Source organism: Pedobacter sp. 05T44 (assembly GCF_056395985.1).
On the sequence record NZ_JBFTKO010000026.1, the window covers coordinates 1 to 24,419 of the forward strand.

The 24,419-nt window shown below is 39.2% G+C and carries 22 protein-coding genes; 11 read left to right on the forward strand and 11 right to left on the reverse strand.

Going from position 1 to position 24,419, the window contains the following annotated elements:
* The 4 genes from AC1DDK_RS24405 to AC1DDK_RS24420 all read left to right on the forward strand — a co-directional run.
* Positions 1 to 1,515: SusC/RagA family TonB-linked outer membrane protein (locus tag AC1DDK_RS24405; RefSeq protein ID WP_477634128.1), on the forward strand; the 1,515-nt coding region annotated here is incomplete at its 5' end.
* 11 nt (positions 1,516 to 1,526) lie between these two features.
* Positions 1,527 to 3,275 (forward strand): RagB/SusD family nutrient uptake outer membrane protein, encoded by a 1,749-nt coding sequence (locus AC1DDK_RS24410; RefSeq protein ID WP_477634129.1) that lies wholly within the window; start codon positions 1,527 to 1,529, stop codon positions 3,273 to 3,275.
* A 13-nt stretch (positions 3,276 to 3,288) separates the two neighbouring features.
* Positions 3,289 to 3,711, forward strand: a complete 423-nt coding sequence (locus tag AC1DDK_RS24415; RefSeq protein ID WP_337716065.1) for a DUF4945 domain-containing protein — start codon at positions 3,289 to 3,291, stop codon at positions 3,709 to 3,711.
* Positions 3,712 to 3,918: 207 nt separating this feature from the next.
* Positions 3,919 to 4,815, forward strand: a complete 897-nt coding sequence (locus AC1DDK_RS24420) for a DUF3078 domain-containing protein (protein ID WP_337716063.1) — start codon at positions 3,919 to 3,921, stop codon at positions 4,813 to 4,815.
* 111 nt (positions 4,816 to 4,926) lie between these two features.
* On the opposite strand, the gene AC1DDK_RS24425 is transcribed toward AC1DDK_RS24420, so the two are convergent.
* From AC1DDK_RS24425 to AC1DDK_RS24435, 3 genes are read right to left on the reverse strand one after another with little or no spacing between them, the layout of a single operon-like run.
* A complete protein-coding gene (locus AC1DDK_RS24425; protein WP_337716061.1) occupies positions 4,927 to 6,522 on the reverse strand; it encodes an MFS transporter in 1,596 nt (531 codons plus the stop codon).
* Positions 6,519 to 7,583 (reverse strand): HlyD family secretion protein, encoded by a 1,065-nt coding sequence (locus AC1DDK_RS24430; RefSeq protein ID WP_288881680.1) that lies wholly within the window; start codon positions 7,581 to 7,583, stop codon positions 6,519 to 6,521. Before AC1DDK_RS24430 ends, AC1DDK_RS24425 begins: the two co-directional genes overlap by 4 nt.
* Before the next feature lies 1 nt (position 7,584).
* Positions 7,585 to 8,910 carry a TolC family protein gene (locus AC1DDK_RS24435; RefSeq protein ID WP_477634130.1) on the reverse strand — a complete coding sequence of 442 codons (1,326 nt, stop codon included), beginning with the start codon at positions 8,908 to 8,910 and terminating at the stop codon, positions 7,585 to 7,587.
* A gap of 83 nt (positions 8,911 to 8,993) precedes the next feature.
* On the opposite strand from AC1DDK_RS24435, the gene AC1DDK_RS24440 reads away from it, so the two are divergent.
* Positions 8,994 to 9,788: an AraC family transcriptional regulator gene (locus AC1DDK_RS24440; protein WP_337716059.1), complete on the forward strand. Its 795-nt coding sequence runs from the start codon at positions 8,994 to 8,996 to the stop codon at positions 9,786 to 9,788.
* 140 nt (positions 9,789 to 9,928) lie between these two features.
* Positions 9,929 to 10,300 (forward strand): hypothetical protein, encoded by a 372-nt coding sequence (locus tag AC1DDK_RS24445; protein WP_172662727.1) that lies wholly within the window; start codon positions 9,929 to 9,931, stop codon positions 10,298 to 10,300.
* 7 nt (positions 10,301 to 10,307) lie between these two features.
* On the opposite strand, the gene AC1DDK_RS24450 is transcribed toward AC1DDK_RS24445, so the two are convergent.
* From AC1DDK_RS24450 to surE, 3 genes are read right to left on the reverse strand one after another with little or no spacing between them, the layout of a single operon-like run.
* Positions 10,308 to 10,769, reverse strand: coding sequence for a DUF4268 domain-containing protein (locus tag AC1DDK_RS24450; protein WP_172662726.1), 462 nt, complete (start codon positions 10,767 to 10,769; stop codon positions 10,308 to 10,310).
* Between the two features lie 18 nt (positions 10,770 to 10,787).
* The gene (locus tag AC1DDK_RS24455; RefSeq protein WP_477634131.1) at positions 10,788 to 13,280 is read right to left on the reverse strand and encodes a YfhO family protein; all 2,493 of its coding nucleotides are present in this window, start codon (positions 13,278 to 13,280) and stop codon (positions 10,788 to 10,790) included.
* 38 nt (positions 13,281 to 13,318) lie between these two features.
* Positions 13,319 to 14,065, reverse strand: a complete 747-nt coding sequence (gene surE / locus AC1DDK_RS24460; protein WP_048905710.1) for a 5'/3'-nucleotidase SurE — start codon at positions 14,063 to 14,065, stop codon at positions 13,319 to 13,321.
* Positions 14,066 to 14,128: 63 nt separating this feature from the next.
* Here surE and AC1DDK_RS24465 point away from each other — a divergent pair, with 63 nt between their 5' ends.
* Positions 14,129 to 15,064 (forward strand): diacylglycerol/lipid kinase family protein, encoded by a 936-nt coding sequence (locus AC1DDK_RS24465; RefSeq protein WP_172662724.1) that lies wholly within the window; start codon positions 14,129 to 14,131, stop codon positions 15,062 to 15,064.
* On the opposite strand, the gene AC1DDK_RS24470 is transcribed toward AC1DDK_RS24465, so the two are convergent.
* Complete coding sequence (locus tag AC1DDK_RS24470; RefSeq protein WP_172662723.1) at positions 15,038 to 16,234, reverse strand: MFS transporter; 1,197 nt, start codon at positions 16,232 to 16,234, stop codon at positions 15,038 to 15,040. The genes AC1DDK_RS24465 and AC1DDK_RS24470 overlap by 27 nt on opposite strands.
* Positions 16,235 to 16,278: 44 nt before the next feature.
* Between AC1DDK_RS24470 and cysC the strand changes: the two genes are divergently transcribed.
* Entirely contained in the window at positions 16,279 to 16,824 is a 546-nt protein-coding gene (cysC, locus tag AC1DDK_RS24475; RefSeq protein ID WP_172662722.1) for an adenylyl-sulfate kinase, read from the forward strand.
* Here the strand turns inward: cysC and cysQ are convergent.
* From cysQ to AC1DDK_RS24495, 4 genes are read right to left on the reverse strand one after another with little or no spacing between them, the layout of a single operon-like run.
* Positions 16,821 to 17,585, reverse strand: a complete 765-nt coding sequence (gene cysQ / locus AC1DDK_RS24480) for a 3'(2'),5'-bisphosphate nucleotidase CysQ (RefSeq protein WP_172662721.1) — start codon at positions 17,583 to 17,585, stop codon at positions 16,821 to 16,823. The genes cysC and cysQ overlap by 4 nt on opposite strands.
* A 3-nt stretch (positions 17,586 to 17,588) precedes the next feature.
* Positions 17,589 to 18,605, reverse strand: coding sequence for a sulfotransferase family protein (locus tag AC1DDK_RS24485; RefSeq protein ID WP_477634132.1), 1,017 nt, complete (start codon positions 18,603 to 18,605; stop codon positions 17,589 to 17,591).
* A 27-nt stretch (positions 18,606 to 18,632) separates the two neighbouring features.
* Positions 18,633 to 19,844, reverse strand: coding sequence for a chromate efflux transporter (chrA, locus tag AC1DDK_RS24490; RefSeq protein WP_172662719.1), 1,212 nt, complete (start codon positions 19,842 to 19,844; stop codon positions 18,633 to 18,635).
* 35 nt (positions 19,845 to 19,879) lie between these two features.
* Positions 19,880 to 21,085 (reverse strand): MFS transporter, encoded by a 1,206-nt coding sequence (locus AC1DDK_RS24495; protein WP_337716055.1) that lies wholly within the window; start codon positions 21,083 to 21,085, stop codon positions 19,880 to 19,882.
* Positions 21,086 to 21,156: 71 nt separating this feature from the next.
* On the opposite strand from AC1DDK_RS24495, the gene AC1DDK_RS24500 reads away from it, so the two are divergent.
* From AC1DDK_RS24500 to AC1DDK_RS24510, 3 genes are all read left to right on the forward strand, one after another.
* Positions 21,157 to 21,822 (forward strand): HAD family hydrolase, encoded by a 666-nt coding sequence (locus tag AC1DDK_RS24500; RefSeq protein WP_337716053.1) that lies wholly within the window; start codon positions 21,157 to 21,159, stop codon positions 21,820 to 21,822.
* A 21-nt stretch (positions 21,823 to 21,843) separates the two neighbouring features.
* A complete protein-coding gene (locus AC1DDK_RS24505) occupies positions 21,844 to 23,097 on the forward strand; it encodes a gliding motility protein GldB-related protein (protein ID WP_337716051.1) in 1,254 nt (417 codons plus the stop codon).
* A 103-nt stretch (positions 23,098 to 23,200) separates the two neighbouring features.
* A complete protein-coding gene (locus tag AC1DDK_RS24510) occupies positions 23,201 to 24,415 on the forward strand; it encodes an MFS transporter (protein WP_172662715.1) in 1,215 nt (404 codons plus the stop codon).
* Positions 24,416 to 24,419: the final 4 nt, after the last annotated feature.

Consider the following 24,419-nt stretch of genomic DNA (forward strand, 5'->3'; position numbering starts at 1 on the left):
GTGGATATGCTTGGCGGTTTGGAAGCCTACAAACTTTTACAGGAAAATTTTCAGGGTAACCGCGACGGACTGCTATTAGAAAATAGAGATTACGCTTACCTTGGAACAGCAACGGGTGATAGCAAAGGCCTGTTAGGCGKAGGTAATGAAAGAAAGCTCTTCTCTTACTTTGGAAAGATCAATTACGCATATGCGTCCAAATATTTGCTTTCCGCAACTATTCGCCGTGACGGTTCTTCTGTATTTGGAGAAAACAATAAATACGGTTTCTTTCCTGCCTTCTCCGCCGGCTGGAGAATTAAGAACGAATCCTTCTTAAAGGATGTCAGCGCTATTTCAGATTTGAAACTAAKGGCAAGCTGGGGCCAAAATGGTAATTCTGCACCACTCGCCTCAGCATTACTGGTAAACATTTACGGTGTAAATGTTGATGGGACTTCTTATCCGATAGCCGGTAATCAAACCGGTGGTATCCCATCAGGATACCTCAGAAGAAGTTTGGGTAACCAGGATTTAAAGTGGGAAACCACTACCCAAACTAACATAGGTGTTGATTTTGCTTTCTTAAACAATCGCCTTACGGGATCTTTGGATTGGTTTAATAAGAAAACAACAGACATGCTTTTTCTACCACCCTATATTGGAGCTTTGGGTGAAGGTGGATACAAGTGGATCAATGGTGCAGATATGACGAACAAAGGGTTTGAATTGATCCTGGGCTGGAATGACACCAAGGGTGATTTTTCTTATCACATCACCACTAATTTTTCTGCCTACAAAAATAAAATTACAGGCCTGCCTTCAAGTGTTAGGTACGCTTATGGTGGCAATGGATTGTTAGACGATGTTCTTGGTCGGCCACTTAATTCATTTTATGGCCTGGTTGCCGATGGTATTTTTAAAACGCAGGAAGAAGTTGATAATTCTGCCCAACAACCAGGAAAAGGTATTGGAAGGATCAGATACAAAGATCTGGATGGAGACGGGGTAATTAATGAAGCCTACGACCGTACCTGGATAGGCGTTCGAGATCCCAATTTAATGGCTGGTCTAAATCTTCAGGCTTCTTATAAAAATTTCGATTTTACCGCCTTTTTTCAGGGTGTTTTTGGCAACGACGTATATAACTCATGGAAAGAACTGAGCGATTTCTGGAACATAGGTGTTCAGAACGACAGAAATCACCCACTCCGCGTGCTGGATGCCTGGACCCCTTTAAATCCTAATTCAGACATCCCAGCATTGTCACGACGCGACTCAAATGGTGAAAAAAGATTGTCTACCTACTTTATCGAGCCGGGATCTTACGTGAAACTCAGAAGTGCTGATTTAGGCTATACATTCCCCTCAAAAATTACTCAGAAGATCAGCGTAGAAAGGTTAAGGTTGTACATATCTGCTCAAAATCTTTTTACCGTTAAAAGTGGCAAGTTCACCGCAGGAGATCCCGAAAATCCAGGCACGGGCTATCCAATGCCACTTACTACTTACTTAGGTATTAACGTAACATTTTAAAACGTAAGAAAATGAAAAAATATAAAATAATTATAGCACTCCTTGGAATGATCCTATTCTTTGGGTGCAAAAAGTACCTCGATGTATCAACCAAGGGCGCTTTAACTGAAGAGCAGGTGTCCAATCCGGAACAACTGGAAAACTTTGTAACGGCAGCGTACGCCTACATKCCGAATCTGGGATATCCTGATACCCATGCACCCTGGATAGCCAGTCTCCGCTCTGACGATGCCTATAAAGGTGGAGGTGGTTTAAGTGATCAAACTCCATGGTACGAAATGGAGATCTTTTCAGCTGTAACGCCAAACGTTGGAAATAATGATGGGCCATGGTATCAGGGTTACTGTGCCATCAGCCGTGCCAATGGTGCGCTGCGCCTGTTAGGTAAATTTGACGAAACGCAGTTTGCAGCCAAAGAACAACGTATTGCAGAAATGAAATTTCTAAGAGGATGGATTTATCTGGGGATGAAATTAAGATGGAATTATGTACCATGGATAGACGAAACCGTCGCAACAGATGCCGTGGTAGTTGCAGGAATTTCCAACCGGCCTAAAGGTTCCGTAAACGACCTTGAATTGTGGGATAAGATCATCAAGGATTTAGAAGATGCATCCAATATATTGCCAGAAACCCAGGCCGAAAAGGGCCGCCCTACTAAGTTTGCCGCTCATGCCCTTGCCGCCAAAGCCCTACTATTTAGAGCGTATGAAAAAAATGACAGGCATGAGGTGACTAATATCAACAAAGAAACTTTAAACAAATCCTTGGCACATATTAATGAAATTACCGCAAGAGATGGATCGCAGTATGACCTGACTCCGGATTTTGCAGAGAACTTTATGATTGAATATGATAACAATACCAAAGAGTCTCTTTGGGAAATCCAGTACTCTTTAGACGATGGAACAACCAATGGAAGGGTAAACTGGGGCGATCAGCTTAATGCACCCTGGTGGTCTCCGTATTTTGGCTGCTGCGATTTTCATAAAATCTCCCACAACATGATAAATGCTTTTAAAACTGATGGAACCGGGTTACCTGATTTCGACAATTACAACAATACTGAATTAGGCGGACAGCTTTACAAACAGTATTTCAAGGATCATGCTTTTGACCCACGAATGGGACACACTGTGGCGATACCTGGCTATCCCTGGAAATATGACAACAAACTTATGTTTGATGAATCTGGATCACGTGCGCCATTTCAATATGGATACTTCAACTCTATGAAAGAACAGGTCCGTCCTGATTGTAACTGCATGTTCAAGCCTTTTTATGTTMAAAATTCAATGAACAAGAAAGAAATTCGCTATGCAGAAGTATTGCTTTGGAAGGCCGAAATCTTAATCCAATTAGATAGAACTGATGAAGCCCTCCCCATCATAAACAGAATAAGGGCACGGGCAGCAAATAGCCTTGGCCGTTTAAAGAAAGACGATGGAAGTTTGTGGATGAATTATAAAGTAGAACAATATAAACCCGGTGTAAACTGTACCTGGACCAAAGATTTTGCATGGAAAGCATTAATGTGGGAAGACAGGTTGGAGCTTGCAGGCGAAGGACGACGCTTTTACGATCTCATGCGTTGGGGACAGTTAAGTACGGTAATGAACGCCTACATTGAAAAGGAGAAAAAACGTTTTGATTGGTTTAACCTTGCACATTTTACTGCTGGCAGGGATGAATTCCTACCTATTCCTCAGCCTCAAATGAATTACTCTCAAGGAACTTATGTACAGAATCCAGGATATTAAAATCTATATAGTGATGAAAAAAATTATTTATATGTGTTGTCTCCCTTTGATTTTTCTGTTTACCGGCTGTAAGAAAGAGCCGGTTATTGAAAGCAAAGCTGGAGTGAGTTTGCCAATGGTAACCAACCTTCAATTACAGAAAACAGCTGAAAAGGAAGTAAAGTTAACCTGGGGTATTCCGTCCTCCGTTTCAGATCAAATTGTTCAGCCTTTAAACGTATTTGTTGAGGTAAACGAGGTGATAAGTGTTACAAAAACAGTTTCGGTATTTTCTACTACACTTGCTAATGCACCCACAGAATTTGTATACCAATTGCCTGATGCAGCAAAAACCTACCACATTACGGTAAAACTTATGGGAAATACAAAAGTTGTTGACAAGAACTATTCAAGTCAGATTTATTCACTTGGACAGACGGTAGTTTATACAAAATAAACTAAAGAAGCTTAACACTCGATACTGGTTTGGCACCAACAATGGCACCAGACCAGTATCTCTAATATAGCTAAACCAAAAGCATACTCCTCTTTCAGTACGGGCGTATATTTTGATAAAATAATAACATTTTACGATATTAGATTAATCATTTATCGAAAAAATTAGAACACAATTGTTTAAAATTTATCAAAAACAGTACCTATTATGAAAAAAATCGCCCTATTACTTTCATTGTCGTGTGCCAGCTTTATTGGCTATGCACAAGACACACCCGCTGCAGATACGACTAAAACCTGGACAATTCACGGGGAGAATACTTTCTTAATCAATCAAAGCTCATTTTCAAATTGGGCAGCAGGAGGTGTAAATTCAATTGCTGGAAATCTCGTTTTTAACTACGACTTTAACTATAAAAAAAACAAATGGACCTGGGACAATAAAGCAATCGTTGGATTTGGTCTGAGCAAGCAAGACGATATTGGCGTTCGTAAAAATGACGACAGGCTTATATTAAATAGTTTGCTCGGTTATAAAGCCTCCAAATATTGGATGTATACCTTTTATGCGAATTTCCAAACGCAATTCGCTAAAGGATATAGGTACGAGGGAGATGGAAAAACGCTGATTTCAGATCTGTTTGCACCAGCTTACCTAACTCTTGGTCCTGGTATTGCCTATAAACGCGATGATAATTTCAGGGTCAACATTTCTCCCTTTGCTTCCCGTTTTGTTTTTGTAAGGAACAGAAATTTAGCTGAATCATTTGGGAACGACCCAATGAAAAGGCTTCGTTATGAGTTTGGTGCTTCATTAGATGTGTATTACAAAGTAAATCTTGTAGAAAATATTAGTTTAGAGAACATCCTGAAATTATACTCTAACTATCTCGATAAACCACAAAACGTTTATACAGATTATACAGCCAACCTTTTCATGAAGGTAAACAAATTTGTAACCGTAAACGCTGGTGTACAATTGCTTTATGACGACAAGACTGAAATCCCAATCTTAGATGCTAATGGAGCCAGGATTGAAGGTGAATTCAAAAAAGCTTTACAGGTTAAACAGATTTTCGGAGCTGGTTTTACCTACAAGTTCTAGATACTTCTTCACTCATTCTACACACATCCTTCACACCAAACCCACAAAAGGGTACCTTTTTGTGAAGAATGTGTGTGTAATGTGAACTATGTGAAGACCAGGCATAAGCAACTAGTAAGATATTGGAGCAGGTTGCTTTGATTTAAGATTAATAATAGTCCTGTTAATGTAGGGAATCAATGCAATTATAAGGATTACAACAATCAATAAACCACTTATAACCGTATAGTAATCTATTGCTGATCTCAATTGAGCTTGAGTTTCTATGAATCTGCCGAGCAATCCCTGAGCAATTTTAGCAGCCTGACCTGTAGAAACTCCCTTTCCAACTAATCCTCTTTTATACATCTCTAGTTTTTCCACCGCTACCGGATTTAAAGAAGTGATATGCTCCTGAAAACGGTTTATGTGATTGGTTCTATTATAAAGCTGATAAAAATTAATTAAAGCGATACTGCTGCAGAAACCTAAAAAGCGAAAGAACACACCAACGGCTGAAGCCGTACCACCCAAACGTTCAGGAACCGAAGAAACAGCAAAAACGATTACAGGCGTCATTAACATACCTGCTCCCATTCCCTGAACAATTAATGGAATGATAAAAGTTGAAGCATCTGCCTGAGTATTAAAAAGGAAGATCATCCAGGTGTGAAATATCAACAGCAAGCCGAAACCATAGATCCAGATCAATCTCATTGGCCTTTTTAAGATTAAAAGTCTTGAAGAAATTAAAATACTGATCACTATTCCCACAATATTGGCAGCCATGATGTACGCGATATGAATTGGATCCATCCCCAAAACAGTAGCAAAGTATAGATTTGTAATGTTTAGTGCACCGCGAACAATATAAAGCACAAAGATTAAAAACACACCAACAATATAGTTTCTGTATTTGAACACTTCCATGTTCTGGCTAGGTCTCTTTAAATTGAGCTGTCTTAAAATATGGAGGAGCAATAGTACCAATATTGCACCGCAACTTCTAACTATGCGTTTATCCTGCAACCAATAGTATTGTTGACCATATGCCAGCACATAACCAATCAGGCATAAAACTAGTGCATAGATCACAAAACTGGCCCAATCTACCTGATAAAGTGGAATCTTACGGTTTAAACGAACCGTATTCATGATAGACAATAGCAAAATAGCACCAGGTAAATAGCAAAATATGATGGCTTTATACAAGAAATTGTAATCGTAGGCATCTACAATTGGTGCGGTAAGCAGCATAGATATCGGACTTATACACAACAGCATGCCGTAGAAAATAGAATAGCCGATTTCTCTGGCCCTTTCGCTCTGAATTCTGCTAAATATTAATGTAATGCAAATGCTTGTTGTACCACAATTGGCCATTCCCTGTATAAACCTGAATATAAAAAGCGTATGTAAATTATGCGTGTTATAGCAAATGTATGAAGTAACAATTTGCAGTATAATCCCTACAAGGAAATACTCCTTAGTAGCCAGGTACACAAAAAAACGCCTTTCCAAGGCAAAGAAACTGGCAACTGCAGCATAGAATATGATCATTGAATATTGAACATCAGCAGGTTCAATACCATAATAACCAGCTGCAGCATTTGGATTGGCCGTAGATAACCCAAAAAGCAGCAGACAGGGTAAAATAACAATGAATATGGTGCCTCTGATCAGCCATTCAGGAGCCCATCTTTTAAATACCGGTTTTACAGCAATCATTGGTTTTTAGCAATTACAACAATAGCATTCATACCTGCCTTTAGCTTATCGGTTATTTTCCTATCGTCATCTAACTTAATTTTAACCGGGATACGCTGCACCACCTTAACAAAATTACCGGTAGAATTATCAGGAGGCAGTAATGAGAACCTTGCCCCTGTCGCCGGAGATAAGGAAACAATCGTTCCCTGAAACTCCTCGCCCGGATAAGCATCAGTTTCAATAACCGCATGGCCATTTAGCTTCATGGTCGAAATTTGGGTTTCTTTAAAATTGGCAATAACCCATTTGCCCGCTTCCTGATCTACAATAAATGCCAGTGTTTGTCCGGCCTGGATCAACTGCCCTTCCTGTATGGTTCGTCTTCCCATCTTTCCATTGTACGGCGCTGTAATTACCGTGTAGCCTACATCAAGCTTGTTTCTGTCCAATAATGCTTCTCTACGCTTTATTTCAGCCAGATATACGTCCCTTTGAGACCTGATGTCGTTAACTTTCGATGCCGAAGTTTCATAGCCGTTCAGGGCCGATCTGTATTCTGCATCTGCTACATCCAGGGCAGCCTTGCTATTTTCCAATTGTTGTAGTGTTGCAGATTCTACTTTGAAAAGCTTTGAATAGCGATCATAATCCTGCTGTTGCTTTAAAAGTTTAGCTTTTGCAGAAGCGATCTGAGATTTCATAACGCTTGCTGCTTTTGTTGTGGTTAGCTCATTGCTTTCCATTACTTTAATCTGAGCCTGTGCATTTAACAAAGCCGCTTCGGCCTCTTGCTGACCAAGTTTATACTCACTGTTGTCGATAACAAGCAAGGTATCACCTTTCTTTACATCCTGATTTTCTTCGTATTTAATTGTTCTTATATAACCTGTCACTCTTGAAGTTATAGGGTTTATATATTCCTCTACTTGTGCGTCATTGGTTTCTTCATACTTATAAAGGTCAAATAAGGAAATTGCTCCCCAGATCATTAAACCAAGAACAATAACGCCTGCAATCCAGGCCGTGACTTTGGTGATGAGCTGATCGGTACTTGTATAGTTTTTCTTTTTTGTTCGCATTTTAAAGGTTGCCTATTGCTTTTTGTAATTGGAAATATTGTAATTGTGCCGCTATCTGCGCTGCTGCAAGATCAAATCTGGTTTGCAGCAATTGTGTATCAGCATCTAAAAGATCAGTTAGCAGTGATAACTGGTTGAAATAAGTATTGTTAACGATCCTCAGGTTCTCTGTCGCTTGCTTTATATTCTGCTTTGCTACATCAATCCTTGTAATGGCTTCTTTATATCTTAAATAGGCTTCGTTAACTTCCTGTCTAACTTTATCTGTTGTTGCTTCGTGTTCAACCTCTCGTCGCTGAAATGCCAGCTCAGCCGCCTTGGTTTTATGTTTGTTATGGTAAAATGCTGAGATAGGGAAACTTGCTTTTATACCACTTAAGCCAATCCCATACATAGCTATAGAGTAAGGATAAAATTGAATTTGAGGATAGGAATAGGTATAATTTGCAAACAAGCCCACTTTAAAAGATACATTGGCCTTTACTTTTTTCAGTTCCAGCTTATTCAATTCAGTTTCCTTTTCAGAGATCTTTAGTTCATAAGAGTGTGTTATGGCTTCATCCAAATATTCGGGATAACTTTTAATAACTAAACTAGTGCTGGTTAGCGAGTCGGGCAATATCTTAAAATCATCCTGCTCACCAATCAGTATTGCCAGCTTTTGGTTGGCTATATTGATGTCGTTATCAATTTGTAATAGCGACATCTTTTGGCGCGACAACTTAAGCTCTGCTCTTAGCACGTCGCTTTTTAAGATCACTCCATTTTTAAAGAGTTGTCTGATCTCTGCTAATTGCTTTTCCTGATMGCTTATATCCTTTAACAGTAAGTCTTTAAATACTTTACTCCTCTGCAGATCAAGGTAATATGCAGCTGATTTTAACTTAATTTCAGAAGTAGTTAAATTTAGTTGTTCCACAGAAAGGTTCTTCTTTTCTTTTTCTTCTCTGATCTTCAGGTTGGTTTTATTCCCGTTGTAAAGGTTAAAGTATGCGTTGCCACCAAAACTATAGGAAGTATGAACCACTTCAAATTGTGAAGGGGTATGAAACAGACCATTGTCGTAAATAGGCATATTGCTCACCCTTGCATACTCCCCTTCGGCCTCAATATCAGGTAGTCGTTCTGCTTTGGCATCTTTTATCGCCTCTTCAGATTCGTTAAGTTTTAAACCCTGCATCCTGACGGCTTTACTATTGGTTTCTGCTTTACTCCAGACTTCTGTTAACGACAAATGATTTGCTGAGAGGTCTTGCTGTGCTAAGGTAGTAGTGGAAATGAGGACGGAGAGCAAGATAAGAGCATAATGGTTTTTATAGAAATACATATAATTTATAGAATGCACAAAGTTAGCCATATGACAAAGCTGTAATTTTATCTATATTGCCAATTATTTGTCCATTACAGCCAATGAATATTTTAAAAACATCAGAATATCTTAGCGCAATTGACTTAAATCCAGATAGTATATTCGTTTTACATGAAAAAATAGAGCGCAAGCTAACGGCCCATTCGCACACAAAAGGACAATTAACGTACGTTCAGGGTGGCGTAGCTTTCATACACATTAAAAACGTGAGCTATATTATTCCTGCCCGGCATTATGTATGGGTGCCATTGGGCTTAACGCACTATCTTGAAGTAAGGCATCAGGCTACAGTGATTAGAAACATCTATTTTTATGACCAGGGTGATACCAGTGAGCCCTTCTTTCAGCAATTGGGCATCTATCCCGTCAATAATCTTTTACTGGAAATGATCATCTTTACTGAGAAATGGAACGGGAATATTTCTGCGAATAATGTGGTGCCTTTCCAATTCCTGTCTTCTTTAAAGAACTTACTTCCTCAGCTTGGTATAAAAGCATTCCCAATAGCTTTACCAACCACAAACAATGAACGTTTACTTCCAATTATTGCTTTTCTGGCAAGGCATTACAATGAACAGCTTACGCTGGAAGATATGGCAAAAAGATTTGGTATGGCCGAGAGAACACTCTCCAGATTATTTCAATCTGTAATGAGTATCTCTTTCTTACAATATTTAAAACTGCTAAGGATGGTTAGGGCTATTGAAATGATTCTGCAAACCAGTAAATCAACCAGCGAGATTGCATATGCTACTGGCTATAATAGCCTGGCGGCATTTAGTAAAGCATTTTTTCAACTTACAAATATCCGCCCGTCCGATTTTGGGAAGCGCTAAAACATAAGTCTAAAGGCTTTAAAAAAAGAAAGCGGGAATAATCATACCGACCATTCCCGCTTATCTAAATTAACGCTCTCAGTATAAAGACGTATATTTAACAGTAATATTGTATTAGGTTAAAAAAAAATATTCATCCCATGCCAGCAATAACAAGGAAGACTAAAATAGACGCTTCGGCTTTCTATGATACCGAAGAAAATCCCAAACAGCTTATTCACCTCCTTCATCATCATATATGCAAAACAGGTGAACTGGAAAAATTGATTCTGGATTACGAATACGGTAAAGGTAAAATAGAAAACATCGGGATTCTGAAAGATACCCTTGTTAGTGATCACAACTTAAAAGGCAAATTTAAAGCAGGATATCAGATCAGCGAATTTTCCATGTGTGCCGCAATAGATTATACGGATGATCACGCTATGGATATCGATTTTACCATTGATAAAGACACCAACGAACTGATATTAACTGGCGAAACCCGATACGAAAGATCAGATGAGCTTTAAATAAAGCCTACTTAAATAGCTCAAAACCATAACGCGCATCGTTCCAGAACTCATCCAGCGCTATAATACGAGGCTTAAAAAAGGAAATCAGCTTAGGCCAGTCTTCTTTGTTAAATATGCTCACGCCAGGTAAAACGGTATATATCTTGCAAACTGTTTTGCCGTACTCATCTGTCGAATGTAATTCCCACTGCCATTCTTCTCCTAAAATTCCGGTTAACAGTTTCTTATATTCTTCAAACTGCTCAAACAAAAGCTGCTGTATGGTTAAATCAGGATTGGATAACTCTATCCCTATCCATGCCGACTTCTTATCAACCTGCATTTTGAAAGCCAAATGCTTGATGCCAGTCTTATAGTTAATCCAGTTAATTCGCAACCCCTCAGCAGAAGGTTGCAATGCCATATACTGCCCATATGCAGTCCAGAAAGCCTGCTTAATCTGCGAAGCCTGATCTTTTGAATACAATCTTTATCGTTTAATGGTTTATACCAAAGCAGTCTTTTTCTTAGCTCTGAAATGCAAAAATACAGCAATACCTGAAATGATTACCAGAATTAAAGAAGAAATCATTGATATCTTATCTCCAACAAGATAAGATGTCGGTTCAAACTTAAATTCTAAATTGTGACTGCCTGCAGGTAATTTGGCTGCTCTAAGTATGTAATTAGCTCTAAAATAAGGGATTTTATTACCATCTAAGTAAGCATTCCAGCCTTTGTCGTACCAAACCTCAGCAAATACAGCTATAGCATCCTGTGCACTTTTATATTTATAAACCAGGTGATCGGGATGATATTCGGTCAGTTGAATCTTTGCAGTAGTATCAGTTAAAGATTTTGCATCGCCAATTTGAGATTTAAAAGTCTCATCAACTATTGCCGTTGTTTTCGGGTCAAAGCTGGTAATGGCTTTCATCTCTTCATCCGCATTTTTAACGTAGCTCACATTGCTGATGAACCAAGCATTTCCCAAAGCTGTCTTTCTTTCTATGGCCTGAGGCGTCGGACTAGCCTTATCGGCCATAATCACGTATTTGGTATTTAGCATATCCAATACGGGCTCATTTATCTTCTCGCTAAATTGTGCCGTTATCAATTCGTCGTAACGCTGCAGCCTTGCAGAGTGCCTTCCTCCTACCGATTTGTGGAAATACGAAGCCGACGCATCAAAGAAAGGATTACCTTTTGTAAAATCTATAACCCTATAATCAAGTGTTTTATCATTTAAGATCTGAAGATCAGCTGCAGTAGCCTGGTAATTTTGATCCAGCACAGATTTATCATAGAAGTTGCTGTTGTTCAGGTATCTTTTGTCTACACCCCACATATCAACGAGTATCAGCACACCTAAAACAATAAATGCGGTGTTTGCTTTAACTTTCCCTTTTAATATTGCCCATAACACACCAAAGCCAAGCAAAATGAAAATCAAGGACCTGAAAGCATCCGTACGGGCAAGTGATATCCTGTCTTCTATCAAGGCACTCCCTATGGAATTGGCAAAGCTAAGATCAGCCTTAAAAGCCTCAGCAAGGTGATTTACCATTTCCTGATGCGATGAATCTCTAAAATCAAAAAACAAGGTTGGCGCGAGCATAAATAACACTAAGCCACCGCCTGTTATATATAGAGAATAAAGTAACTTTTTGGGTAAATCTTTTGCCGTATCTTTCTCATCTACGAATTGCTTAAGTGCCACAAATGCCAGCAATGGTATAATTAATGCCGGTATAACCAATATAGATTCTACTGCCCGCATCTTGTTATACATCGGGAAGTAATCAAAAAACAGATCAGAGATTAATGGGAAATGTTTGCCAAACGATAAAAACACAAATAGAAATGTGGAGGTTAAAATCCACCATTTCATTTTACCCTTAACTATAAATAGCCCCAGAACATATAAAAAGACCACAATACAGCCAAAATACCATGGACCATGAGTGCTCGATTTTTCACCCCAATAAGTTCTTAATAAACCTTGCTCAAGCTGAGGGATGAGCTCTTTAACCTGATCTTCAGGAACGCCCTTTGCTACCAGTGCTTTAGCTACATTAGAATGCTCATCTAATTGTTTGATCTGAGTAGCACCCCCATACATATTTGGAACAAGGAATGTTGAGATTTCGCCAACACCCTGGCTCCAGAGATAGGCATAATCGCGCCCAAGTCCACTATCTGATTTTGAGGTTGTTCTGGTTAAATTTGCCTTACCGCGGATAGATTCGTTTCCATATTCGTAGGTAGTCCATAATTGTCCCGCGTTTACACCAACGGCTAAAATCACACCTGCAAAAAGATATCCTACAGCGGTAAAAAAAGCCTTTAACTGTTTGGATGCTATTGCATAATACAGTTCAAAACCTGCCAATATGAGCAGGCACATGAACAGATAATAAGTCATTTGTATGTGGTTGCATCTGATTTCAATGGCAAGAAAAAGAGCAGTTAACAAACCACCTAATAAATATCGTCCTCTAAAAGTGAGTAAAATAGAACCCAATACAGGTGCAAAGAACGAAATTGCCATTGCCTGATTGCTGTGGCCGGCTTCAATATAGATGAAATTATAAGACGTAAAAGCAAAGGCTATGGCTCCTGCAGCAGCAAGCCAGGGCTTCATTTTTAATGTACTCAATAAAAAATAAGCCCCCAGCAGATAGCAAAGCACAATATCTATTGGGTTCGGAAATACAGTTTTTAAGGTATTGATCACATAGTTGGCTATACTGCCACTGTTCGATACCCAGATCTGGAAACTAGGCATCCCACCAAACATAGAATTGGTCCACAATGGCCCTTTTCCTGTTTCCGCGCGAACATCCATGATCTCCTTTGCCATTGCTTTGGMTTCAAGCACATCGCTCTGGTAAAGGTCCTTACCCTGCATAGCAGGACTGAAATAAGCAAAACAGAGAATAAAGAATATCCCTATGATAATAAAATGTGTGCTGTTAGCTTGAAACCATTTCTTCATACAGTAAAGAAAGCAATAATATCAAACAAGAGCTAGAATTAATTAGTTTTTGATAAAATTACTGTCGGCTCATGACTTTTCAATTCAGTTTCATTTGTTAAATCAAGCCTTAAAGGAGTTATAGACACCAAATCATTTTTAACCGCCCATCGGTCAGTCCCCTCTTCTGCCAGTTCAAGTGGCTTTACCGTAATCCAATAATGCTTTCTGCCCATTGGGTCATGCCCCGGAACCACGCTTCCATCGTATAACCTTACCGACTGCCTTGTCCACTGAAGCCCTTTTGGCTTACGCGGAAAATTCACATTATATAACCCAAGATTCGTATTTTCTAACAATACAGTTAATGCCTGCTCAACAAAAGGATCCAGGCTTTCAAAATCGGGCTCCGATTTACCGACAGGTGTACTTAATGCTATTCCCTTAACCCCTAGTAAAACCGATTGTTTAGCAGCGGCCAAAGTTCCCGAATGCCACATAGAGTTCCCTAGGTTTGGCCCCATATTGATACCTGAAAGCACAACTTCCGTATCAGGATACATATGCAAACCAAGTGCAACACAGTCTGCCGGTGTTCCATTTACCCTAAAAGCATCAATGTTTTCGAATGTGATTGGCGATTTTTTATAAGAAAGCGGACGCGAGTGTGTAATGGCATGTCCCATTGATGATTGCTCCACATCAGGGGCTACAATTCTAACTGTACCAAAGCGCAGTGCGATGTTTGCCAGCGCTCTGATACCGGGACTATAAATACCGTCGTCATTTGTGATCAGGATTTTCATGATAGTTTTTTAAAATAATTACTACAATGAAAACCATAGTTATGTCAACATTGTTCAAACTATATGAAAAAAACCAGCAAACTCATCCGATTAATCCATAATCCTACTGCGGGCGATGGTGAATACTCGAAAAAGGAAATCGTTAAATTGATAGAATCTAACGGCTACAAGTGCGATTATACTTCTTCTAAAAAGAAATCAATTGGAAATATTAAACCAGAAACGGAATTTATTGCAATTGCCGGTGGAGACGGAACGATAAGAAAAATGATTATGACATTGCTAAACAAGAAGTTAAAATACAAAAGGCCAATTGCCCTGCTTCCCTTTGGTACTGCAAATAACATTGCCACCTCACTCCATATTAGCAACAACAACAATACAAATGTCAGCTCTTGGAACAATTATCATTTAAAGAAGTTTGATGTAGGCCAGGTAGTTGCCCCAGAGGATACTTTCTTTTTCATAGAGGCATTTGGATATGGTGTTTTTCCAAAACTAATGAAGCAATTAACGAAGATGAATACCGACCATATCAAAACACCTGAGGATGAATTTGAGCTGGCGCTCAAAACCTTGCATAAAATCTGCAGTACATATAAACCCTTTAAAGCCACAATTGAATTAGACCACAAGGTTTTTGAGGATAAATACCTCTTGATTGAAGTCATGAACATCCCTAGCCTGGGGCCTAATTTAAAGTTAAGTCCAGATGCCGACCCTGGTGATGGATATTTTGATGTACTGATGGTTGCCGAAAGTAAACGAAAAGTATTATCTGATTATATCTCCGTAATTCATGAAGGTAAGGAAAGAGTATTTACCATTAAATCGATCAGATCCAAAACGGCAGCTATTTTTACAGTATGTAAGGATGCGCACGTTGATGATCAAATTATAAAAGAAACACCAGAAAAAGTAAAAATAAAGAACATGGATAGCTTGCTTGAAATTGTAGTTAACAACAAGAAATCAGTCGCGATCGTCCCCTCTAAATGACATAGATCGCTTTTTCCAGATCACCATATACACAAGTGCCACAAATGCAACACCGGCAGTACAATATAGAATGGATGGGATCATAAAGATCACGTCCTGATATGCCCAGCCTGCAAATAATGCGCCCAAACCTATACCTGCTTCAAGAGCGATATACATGGTTGCCATAGCTTTACCTCTATGTTGTGGGTGGCTAAGGTCTATAGTCCATGCATTTAATGCAGGAGACAAAACACCTGCACCTATGCCATAAACTACTGCTCCGGTAATTAAACCGGCTTCGGAAGTGCCGTACCCTGTGATGACCAACGAGGCACACAGAATGGTCAATCCGCAGATTGCCACATTCAAACGGCCATAATTATCAGATACTTTTCCGGCAATAAACCTGATCAGCAACGAGGATATGGTAAACACCATAAAGAATATCCCCTTATTGGCCAGTCCAATATAACCACTCCAGTCAGGTATTAAGGTAAGTATTACACCATAACCTACATACGATAACAAGGTTACAATAGCTGCAGGTAATACCCTAACATCAATAATGTCCTTGCGTGATATTTTCAGAATAGATAAACTGAATTTCTTTTTATCCTTCAAGGTTTCCTTCATGTTCATCAATATGATGATCGAAAGCAACGCCAAAGCAGATGAGCTGTAAAACAGCACATTTATTGAATACAGGCCACTAATAAAACTACCAATAGCGGGGCCAATGGCCATTCCGGTACTAAAACACAAACCATGTATTCCTAAAGCCTCTCCCCAACGCTCCCTMGGAATAATATCTGCAACGTAAGCCGCAGTAGCAGTTGGCTTAAATCCGGTCGAAAAACCATGAATAAGACGCAGAAACAAAAATCCGGAAACAGTGCCCAGTATAGGGTATAAGAATCCGCAAACAAAACATACAATAGATCCTACCGCCATAACCGGAACCCTGCCAATGGTGTCGGTTAACTTTCCGCTAAATGGCCTAGATATACCTGCCGTAAGCGTAAACAATGCTATAATTAAACCCTTATACTCGGCACCACCCAAACCACTAAGGTAAGCTGGCAAATCAGGTATGAGCATATTAAAACTGGCAGAAAATAAAAGTGAACTCAGGCAGAGTAATGCAAAAGGAAGGTTATATATAGGATCTGATGTAGTGGAATTATTCATTGAGCTTGCAAAGGTAGTAAACTATTTTTTTATACATTCGTTTAATGAAATTACCACATCAAAAGGGCATGGTGATATGGCTTATGGGCCTATCCGGAGCAGGGAAAAGTACAATATCGAATCTGTTTGAGGAGCAATTAAATGAGTCCGGCTTCTTTTCTATGAAACTTGATGGGGATGAAATGAGAAAAGGCTTAAACTATAATCTGGGCTTTAGTATGGATGATAGAGCCGAAAATATCAGGCGGGCAGCTGAAACCGCAAAAATAATTGCATCCAACGGCGTAATTGTTATCTGTTCATTTATTACGCCTTTAAATGGGCATAGAACAATAGCCAAAAACATTCTGGGCGGTATGTATTTCGAAGTGTTTATCGATTGTCCGCTGGATATTTGCGAACAAAGAGATGTTAAAGGTCTATACGAACAAGCGCACAACAACACCTTAAAAAACTTTACAGGGATAAGCTCTGCCTTTGAAAGACCAACCACACCAGACTTGATCCTTCATACTGATAATTTTACTGCTGAACAATGCTGTGACCAGCTATACAACGCAGTAAAAAACAAGATAGCAGATAACGCTTAACTTACTTTACAATAAAACCCGGGATTTAATAACGAGGGTTTATTGTAAACAAATTCTTCAAAATCTGCATTAACCATAATTGCACCACTACTTACTGCTATTGCCTGTCCGGCTGCAGTATCCCATTCCATTGTTGGTCCTTTTCTGAAATAGATTTGCGCTTTACCCTCCGCAACTAAACAGAACTTTAATGAACTACCAATGGAAAGCTTACTAACTACAGGGTATTTTTTTAAGATATTCTCCTCATCCTCATCGGCATGAGAACGACTACCTATAGCAATCCATTCACTCGTTTTCCGATCTACACTGATGGCTTCAGGGGCTTCACCTGGTGTCATTTTCCAACTTCCTTTTCCTACAATTCCATAGTAAACCACATTCAATACAGGGCTATAAATTACACCAATTACAGGCTTATTGTGCTCCATAAAAGCAATGTTAACGGTAAACTGACCATTCCTGCTGATGAACTCTTTGGTGCCATCCAGTGGGTCTACACACCAATATTGCTTCCATTCTTTTCTAACAGCATATTCAATATCAGCACCTTCTTCAGATAGTATTGGAATTTCCGGATAAAGCTTAGTTAAGCCGTCTACAATGATGTCATGCGAAACACGATCAGCAGCAGTCAACGGCGAATTGTCTTCTTTTCTGGTAATTCCAAAATCTTCCTGTGTTCCATTATAAACCTCCAAAATAGCTTCTCCGGCTTTAATGGCGATGTCAATTAGTGGCTGTATGTCTGTAATGTTCATTGCTTAGGGTAAAATTATTGTCGCTCTTTCTTTAATTTCTTTAAGGATTTTGGCCTGTCCTTCTCTGTTATCTAAATCACTTTGTCTGGCAGTCCGCAGGGCTTCTTTCTTTAAAATTGCATTTTCCTTGTCGTAAACTGCAATATKATCGGCATCAATTAAACTTACATCAGCATTTTGAATAACCAGTTCGTAATCCAATTCCCTCAATACATCCCCGGCAACCAGTTCAAAGATCTCCAGATCATCGCCCTTAAATTCGTCTAAAAATTTACCGGTATTGTTACTAATGATGGGCTTTTCCAGATTGCTCCACATTTCGCCTGCTGCTGCAGTAAGTTTAGAGGTTTTGGAATCATAAAACTTAAGCATATCAGGATGATAAGCGATATCCAGATAAAGGCATAGTTTCTTAATCACCCTTTCCGGTTCCGTAATCAATGTTTCATAATTAAGCGCGAAAAAGCGCTCTGCCGGCAAACTTGCCCTTAACTTCAAACAAGCTGCCTGATCTTCGCTCCATTGCTTGGCAAGGTGGTAAATGTGTTTTTCGCCAACAATAGCTTTCTTAAATGAACAGGCTACATCTCTCCCATCTCTGTACAGATAAATGTATTTCAGGTTTAGTCCAAAATCTTCCATTTCTGTAGCATAATGAACGTTTGCCATACTTTTACAGCACCAATACTTAGCACCTTTACTAATGGCAGCCTGCTCATATACCAACCTGTTTATCTCTAAAAGATCATAACGTGTTGATTGTTCGTAAATCTCGTCTGCGTTCAGTAAAACCCCTTCCCATGGTACCGGATTGGCATTTACATAAGCTACTACATCATTAACAAGTATTTTATATGAAGTACTGTTAAGCTTGCCGTACAGATGTAAAAGCGGCATAAAAACCACTAAAATATGAGGCGGATGCGGCGATGCTATTTCAGCCGACTGATCCAGAATTACTCTTAAAAGATTAGATCCGGAGCGTTGCGTTCCTATAATTTGTATGCCGGTATTGGTCATTCTTGTTAGTTAAAATTAATTCAGTACCTATCCCATAAAGTGTACTGCAGTCCCTATTAGTAAAGAAATAATGATTAAGTATACAGGATTAAATTTAAATCTGAAACTTAAAATAAATGCGACCACAAATAATGCAACATTAATTGGCGTGGAAGGCACTGAGAAAAAGAGCTTTATGCCCGAAGCGATGATCATGCCCACTACTACAGGTTTTATTCCTGCCAATGCATTTTTCATCACCGTTGAGTCTGCATTATTCTTAAATATCTTTGAAACAATGATCATTAAAATAGAAGAAGGTACAAAAATAGCGATTGTTGCCAATGACGCACCGGCCACACCGGCCAATTTATAACCTGTAAAAAACGCACTTACCAGAATTGGCCCTGGTGTTAGCTGGCTAAAAGCAATGCTATCTATGAATTCCTGATTGCTTAACCACTTCAATTCTGTTACAAAGAGGGACTGCATAATCGGGATCATCACATAACCTCCGCCAAAAAGCGAAAGACTGATCCCTGAAAACACGGAGGCAATTTTAAGAAGAATCAGGTCTGTGTTTCGGTACAATCCGGAAATAAAAGCCGCATATAATAACAACAGCGATGACAAGCCTATTTTAGCACCGCTGCTCAAGCGCTCCCATGTAAATTTAGCCCCACCAGTATCAGCTAAATTGGCTAGTTTAAAATAAACACCAATTAACCCGCCAATCAGTATAAGCAACAGAATGATCAGATAGCCTTTAATGAAATAAAGTAATATTATGGAGATTAAACACAGTGCTATTTTACCGTTATGTCCTTTTACTTCCTTTAAAAATATATTTAAACCAGTAGTTAATATGATCGCACTTACAGCTGCTACTGTATAGGCCATTATACCCGAAAGATCCTTAACATGAATGTAATTAAAATAACACCACGACAGCACAAACATCAATATGCAGGCCGGAAGCAGAATCCCCAGCATGCTCACCAGTAAGCCATTTTTTTTGTGCAGATGATAACCAATATACGATACCACGTTTACTGCCAATGGTCCGGGCAATAAACTGGCAATACTAACGGCATTTAATAAGTTTTCCTGACTCAGGGTTTTGTCCTTTTCAATCATTTCCTTTTGAACAACCGCTATTAAAGCCATATGCCCACCAAAAGAAACACATCCTATTTTTAGAAAAGTAAGGAAAAGGTACTTTAAACCCGCTTCCTTTTGCACTATGCTGATATCATCCACGCTATTTCTTTGTTTTTACGGTTATCAATTATTGATTAATCCTGTTTCATTAGTCTATACATATACGCCGAGATCATCAACAAAATGGTAATCACTATCCAAAGCGTGTTGTAACCATACCTTTCTGCAATAAAAAACCCGGCTATAGGACCAACAACCTGCGCTATCGACCAGCAAAGCATATATCCCGCTGCGTACTGGCCCCTGTTAAACTCATTTGCCCTGCTCATTACAAAGGTATTGATAAAAGGCAAAGCAAACATTTCACCAAAGGTGAAGAAAACTATGCACAGGGTGCCCAATACTATAGGACTTCCAAAAGGAAGCAAAAGTACAGCGAATGAACATGCAACTAATATAGCACCTAATACTATAAAAAAAATAGGAGACCTTTTATTCTCAATCTTATGGATCATCACCATTTCAAACAGTGCAATAATGATCCCGTTGAGGCCTAATATCAAGCCTATCTCAAACTCACCTATCTTCCAAATTTCTTTATAAAATACCGGAACAACTCTAAACATCAGAAAAGAGCAGATGATAAAAACAGCGGTTAACAGCAGGAACCTGATAAATACTGCATCTTCCCAGGGCTTACGCACTACAATTCCCTTAACTTTTTCCTTTAAAGCCTTTCTATAGTCTTTAATTTTTGGCAGAAACCATAAGATGCCTAGTCCTGCAATAATACTTACCGTGCCATCAACATAAAACAACAATCTGTAATCGTAAGATGCAATTAAACCACCCATACTTACACCAACTGCCCATCCCATATTCACCGCAAGACGGTTTAAAGAATAAGAACGGGTCTGTAATTCAGGTTTGGCATAGGCTGCTATGGCTACAAAGTTCGCAGGACGAAAGGCTTCCGAAAAGAAACTGATCACAACAGCAAGCGCGCATAACGTATGGAAATGAGTAATATTTGCAAAAAAAAGAAAGAATGTACCACTAACAATAGAGGTCACTATCTGAACCGGTCTAAACCCAATTACATCTGTAAGCTTACCACCTGCTGCTGATCCCATTATAGAGCCGACGCCAAAAAGAGTGATGATTAATCCTGCATCAGAAGCTGGTCTGTGGAGCGATTGCGTTACAAACAAACCCATAAAAGGCACCGCCATATATCCACTGCGGTTGATGAGCATAACAATGCTCAAGATCCAGGTTTCGCGGCTTAAGCCAGTAAATGAAAGTTTATAAGTGCGTGCAATTTCTTTGAATAATAACATAAGTAGCGGAGCTGTGGCAAAGATAATAAAGCAATTAGTTTTTTCTATTTTAGCAAAATACTTTTACGTACATGCAGAAACTTAAAGCCATATTATTCGATTTAGATGGCACACTTATCGACTCAGAATACTTCCATTACCAATGCTGGATAGAAATCCTTGAAACCTACTCGTTATCTATGACTTATGAGGAATGGGTTAATACTTACGCAGGCTACCCACTCCCAGTCAACAGCAAAAAAATTAAAGAAAAATACAATCTCAATATTGGTCTATCTGAACTAATCCTCTGGCGGGAACGCTTAAGCAAAACCGGCTTTTCAACTAGAGATATCAATTTAATGCCCTTTGCCTTGGAAACAATACAGTTTTTTAAGCAAAAAGGACTTAAATTAGCCGTTGTTACCGCTAGCCCAAGACCAGATGTTGATCTGATCTTTGCAAGAAATGGTTTGAGCAACTACTTTGATCTTATGGTTACCAGAACCGATGTTACTTTAACAAAGCCAGATCCTGAATGTTATAATTTCTGCTGTCAGCAGCTTGGACTAAACAAGGATGAGTGCTTAGCTTTTGAGGATACAATTAATGGCCTAAAAGCTGCTAAAGCAGCCAATCTGGTTTGTTATGCTATACAAAGTGATACTTCGCAACATCCTAAGTTAGCTATTGCCGATAAAATATTTACAGACCTAAAACTTGCCAGTGAAAACGCTGCAACGCACTTCACATTATAAAAACAGACATATACTCAACGCATGCTTAAATTCAAACAACTCTTAATTCTATTGCTACTAGCTGCCACGGCCACAGTTGCGCAAGTGAGACCAGAGAAAATAGCCGACAGTCTTTACAAAGCAAAAAACTTTAAAGAAGCTGGCAGGTATTACCTAAAAGCGACCAGGCAAGTCGACTTCGAGGTTCTTAGATCAGATAATTATTATAATGCGGCATGCTGTTATGCCTTAAGTGGTCAAAAAGACAGCGCCCTGGTTTTACTTACAAACGCTGTAAATAGTGGCTATAAAAATATCGATCAAATTAAAAAAGATACTGATCTTGAATCCTTACGTTCCTTACCAGGCTGGCCTAAACTCCTAAATAGCATTAAGACAGTTAAAAACAGCACCACAGATCCATATAAGGCTAAACTGATTACCAGCGATGTAAAGAACTTTTGGAAGGCATATGACCTAGCTAAAAAGGATACCGCCAACGCCATCAACCTTTATAAGAAATACTATGTAGAACCTGCCTCAAATGGACTTCAGGATTATCTGGGTTATAAAATCAGAAACCTGAAGAATTTTGTAAAATCTGTAAACACCAAGCCTCTATTTTATGCCGCTGTACGTAAAAATACTTACGCCGTAGATCAGCAAAAGCCTCAAATGATCCAAAGCTTTGTTAAGTTCAAGCAAATCTACAACAAGGCTCAATTTCCTGACATTTACTTTGTTATTGGCGCTTTTAATTCAGGCGGAACCAGCACTGATGCCGGCTTATTGATAGGCTTGGATCAATCTGCCCGCACAGAAGAAGTTCCTGTTAAAGAGCTAAACTTATGGCAGCAAAACAACTTCACAAACCTAAAATCCTTACCAAATCTAATTGCCCATGAGCTCATCCATTTTAACCAGAATGGCCTTGCTGGCGACACCACGCTCCTTGCCGGTTCACTTACCGAGGGCATGGCCGATTTTATTGGCGAACTGATATCGGATAAAACTGCTAATGAACGTCTGCATGTCTGGGCTAAAGGTAAAGAAAAACAGATCTGGACAGATTTTGAGAAAGAGATGTATCTCGCCAAGTCTCACAATTGGATCGCAAATTCCGATCAGGAAACTGCAGATAAACCTGCTGATCTGGGCTATTGGGTTGGTTACCAGATCTGCAAAGCCTACTACAACAAAAGCACCGATAAAAACAAAGCTGTAAACGATATGCTTAACATAAAAAACTATAAAGAATTTTATGTTAAAAGCGGCGCCGGGCAGCTGTTTAAGTAATTATTTTACTTTAAAATAGTTTATTTATTACATTACCATGTTCTAAAAATACGGGTTAAAAACCTTTATAAGGGTAACTTTGGCTGCTCAAAACATTTATCAATTGACAGCATCAAAACCATTAAAAGAACACAATAAGGGCATTTCTACTGTCCTTGCTTTTGCCCTGTTACCATTATCCGGCTTCGCAACAGACATCTACATCCCTTCCTTACCTACCATGGCTACCACCATGAATGTAAGCAGTTTACAAGTACAATTAACACTTAGCTTATTCCTAATCAGTTATGGAATTTCACAGCTCTTTATAGGCAGCGTGCTAGATAGTTTTGGCAGGTATAAACTTAGCCTTATCTGCTTACTCGTATTTGCAGCAGCAAGCATCGTAATTGCAAATACCCATAATGTCTACCTCATTTACCTCATGCGAATCATTCACGGATTTACAGTAGGAACTATCATTGTAGGCAAACGCGCATTTTTTGTCGATATTTTTGAAGGCGATAAACTTAAACACTATTTAAGCCTGTTCTCTATCATTTGGTCTACCGGCCCCATAGTAGCGCCATTTTTAGGTGGCTATTTGCAAACTGTATTTGGCTGGGAGTCTAACTTCTACTTCCTTGCCGGTTTAGCAATCATACTTGCCATACTCGAATTCATTTACAGTGGCGAGAGCCTGACCCGCTTCTCTAAATTCTCATTAAGCAATATCGGCAACATCTATCTTAAAATGATTAAAACCCCGAGCTTTAGTCTGGGTATAGTGATGTTGGGCCTTGCCTATTCAATGGTAATGATTTACAACATGACAGGCCCATTTATCATAGAACACCACCTTCATTTTTCACCGGTTGTCGCCGGTTATAGCTCCCTGATTCTTGGTTTTGCCTGGATGGTTGGCGGTTTTATAGGTAAAGCAACCATAAACAAGCCATTTTTAAAGAAAATGATTGTGAACCTGGGGCTGCAAATACTCTTTGTGCTGCTCATGTTTATCAGCATTCAATTCATATCCAGCATCTATACACTTATATTCTTCGCCTTTTTAATTCACGTTACGGCAGGCTATATCTTCAATAATTATTTTACTTTTTGTCTGGGCAGATTCCCTAAAAATGCAGGCATTGCCAGCGGATTAACCGGCGGTGTTACGTATGTGATCGTGTCGTTTCTAAGCTACAGCGTTATCTCATTCTTACCGGCAAAAGACGAGCACAACTTAAATTCCAGCTACTTACTACTAGCCGTTATTTCAGGAATAGTGATGTTTGTGATCTTTAAGCTCACCAAAAAAGAAGAGCTAGCGGCAGCGTAGTCAG

Coding starts and splice junctions, on each gene's coding strand:
- AC1DDK_RS24415 (WP_337716065.1), top strand. CDS start 3,289: ATGAAAAAAATTATTTATATGTGTTGTCTCCCTTTGATTTTTCTGTTT.
- AC1DDK_RS24420 (WP_337716063.1), top strand. CDS start 3,919: ATGAAAAAAATCGCCCTATTACTTTCATTGTCGTGTGCCAGCTTTATT.
- AC1DDK_RS24425 (WP_337716061.1), bottom strand. CDS start 6,522: ATGATTGCTGTAAAACCGGTATTTAAAAGATGGGCTCCTGAATGGCTG.
- AC1DDK_RS24430 (WP_288881680.1), bottom strand. CDS start 7,583: ATGCGAACAAAAAAGAAAAACTATACAAGTACCGATCAGCTCATCACC.
- AC1DDK_RS24440 (WP_337716059.1), top strand. CDS start 8,994: ATGAATATTTTAAAAACATCAGAATATCTTAGCGCAATTGACTTAAAT.
- AC1DDK_RS24445 (WP_172662727.1), top strand. CDS start 9,929: ATGCCAGCAATAACAAGGAAGACTAAAATAGACGCTTCGGCTTTCTAT.
- surE (WP_048905710.1), bottom strand. CDS start 14,065: ATGAAAATCCTGATCACAAATGACGACGGTATTTATAGTCCCGGTATC.
- AC1DDK_RS24465 (WP_172662724.1), top strand. CDS start 14,129: ATGAAAAAAACCAGCAAACTCATCCGATTAATCCATAATCCTACTGCG.
- cysC (WP_172662722.1), top strand. CDS start 16,279: ATGAAATTACCACATCAAAAGGGCATGGTGATATGGCTTATGGGCCTA.
- cysQ (WP_172662721.1), bottom strand. CDS start 17,585: ATGAACATTACAGACATACAGCCACTAATTGACATCGCCATTAAAGCC.
- AC1DDK_RS24495 (WP_337716055.1), bottom strand. CDS start 21,085: ATGTTATTATTCAAAGAAATTGCACGCACTTATAAACTTTCATTTACT.
- AC1DDK_RS24500 (WP_337716053.1), top strand. CDS start 21,157: ATGCAGAAACTTAAAGCCATATTATTCGATTTAGATGGCACACTTATC.
- AC1DDK_RS24505 (WP_337716051.1), top strand. CDS start 21,844: ATGCTTAAATTCAAACAACTCTTAATTCTATTGCTACTAGCTGCCACG.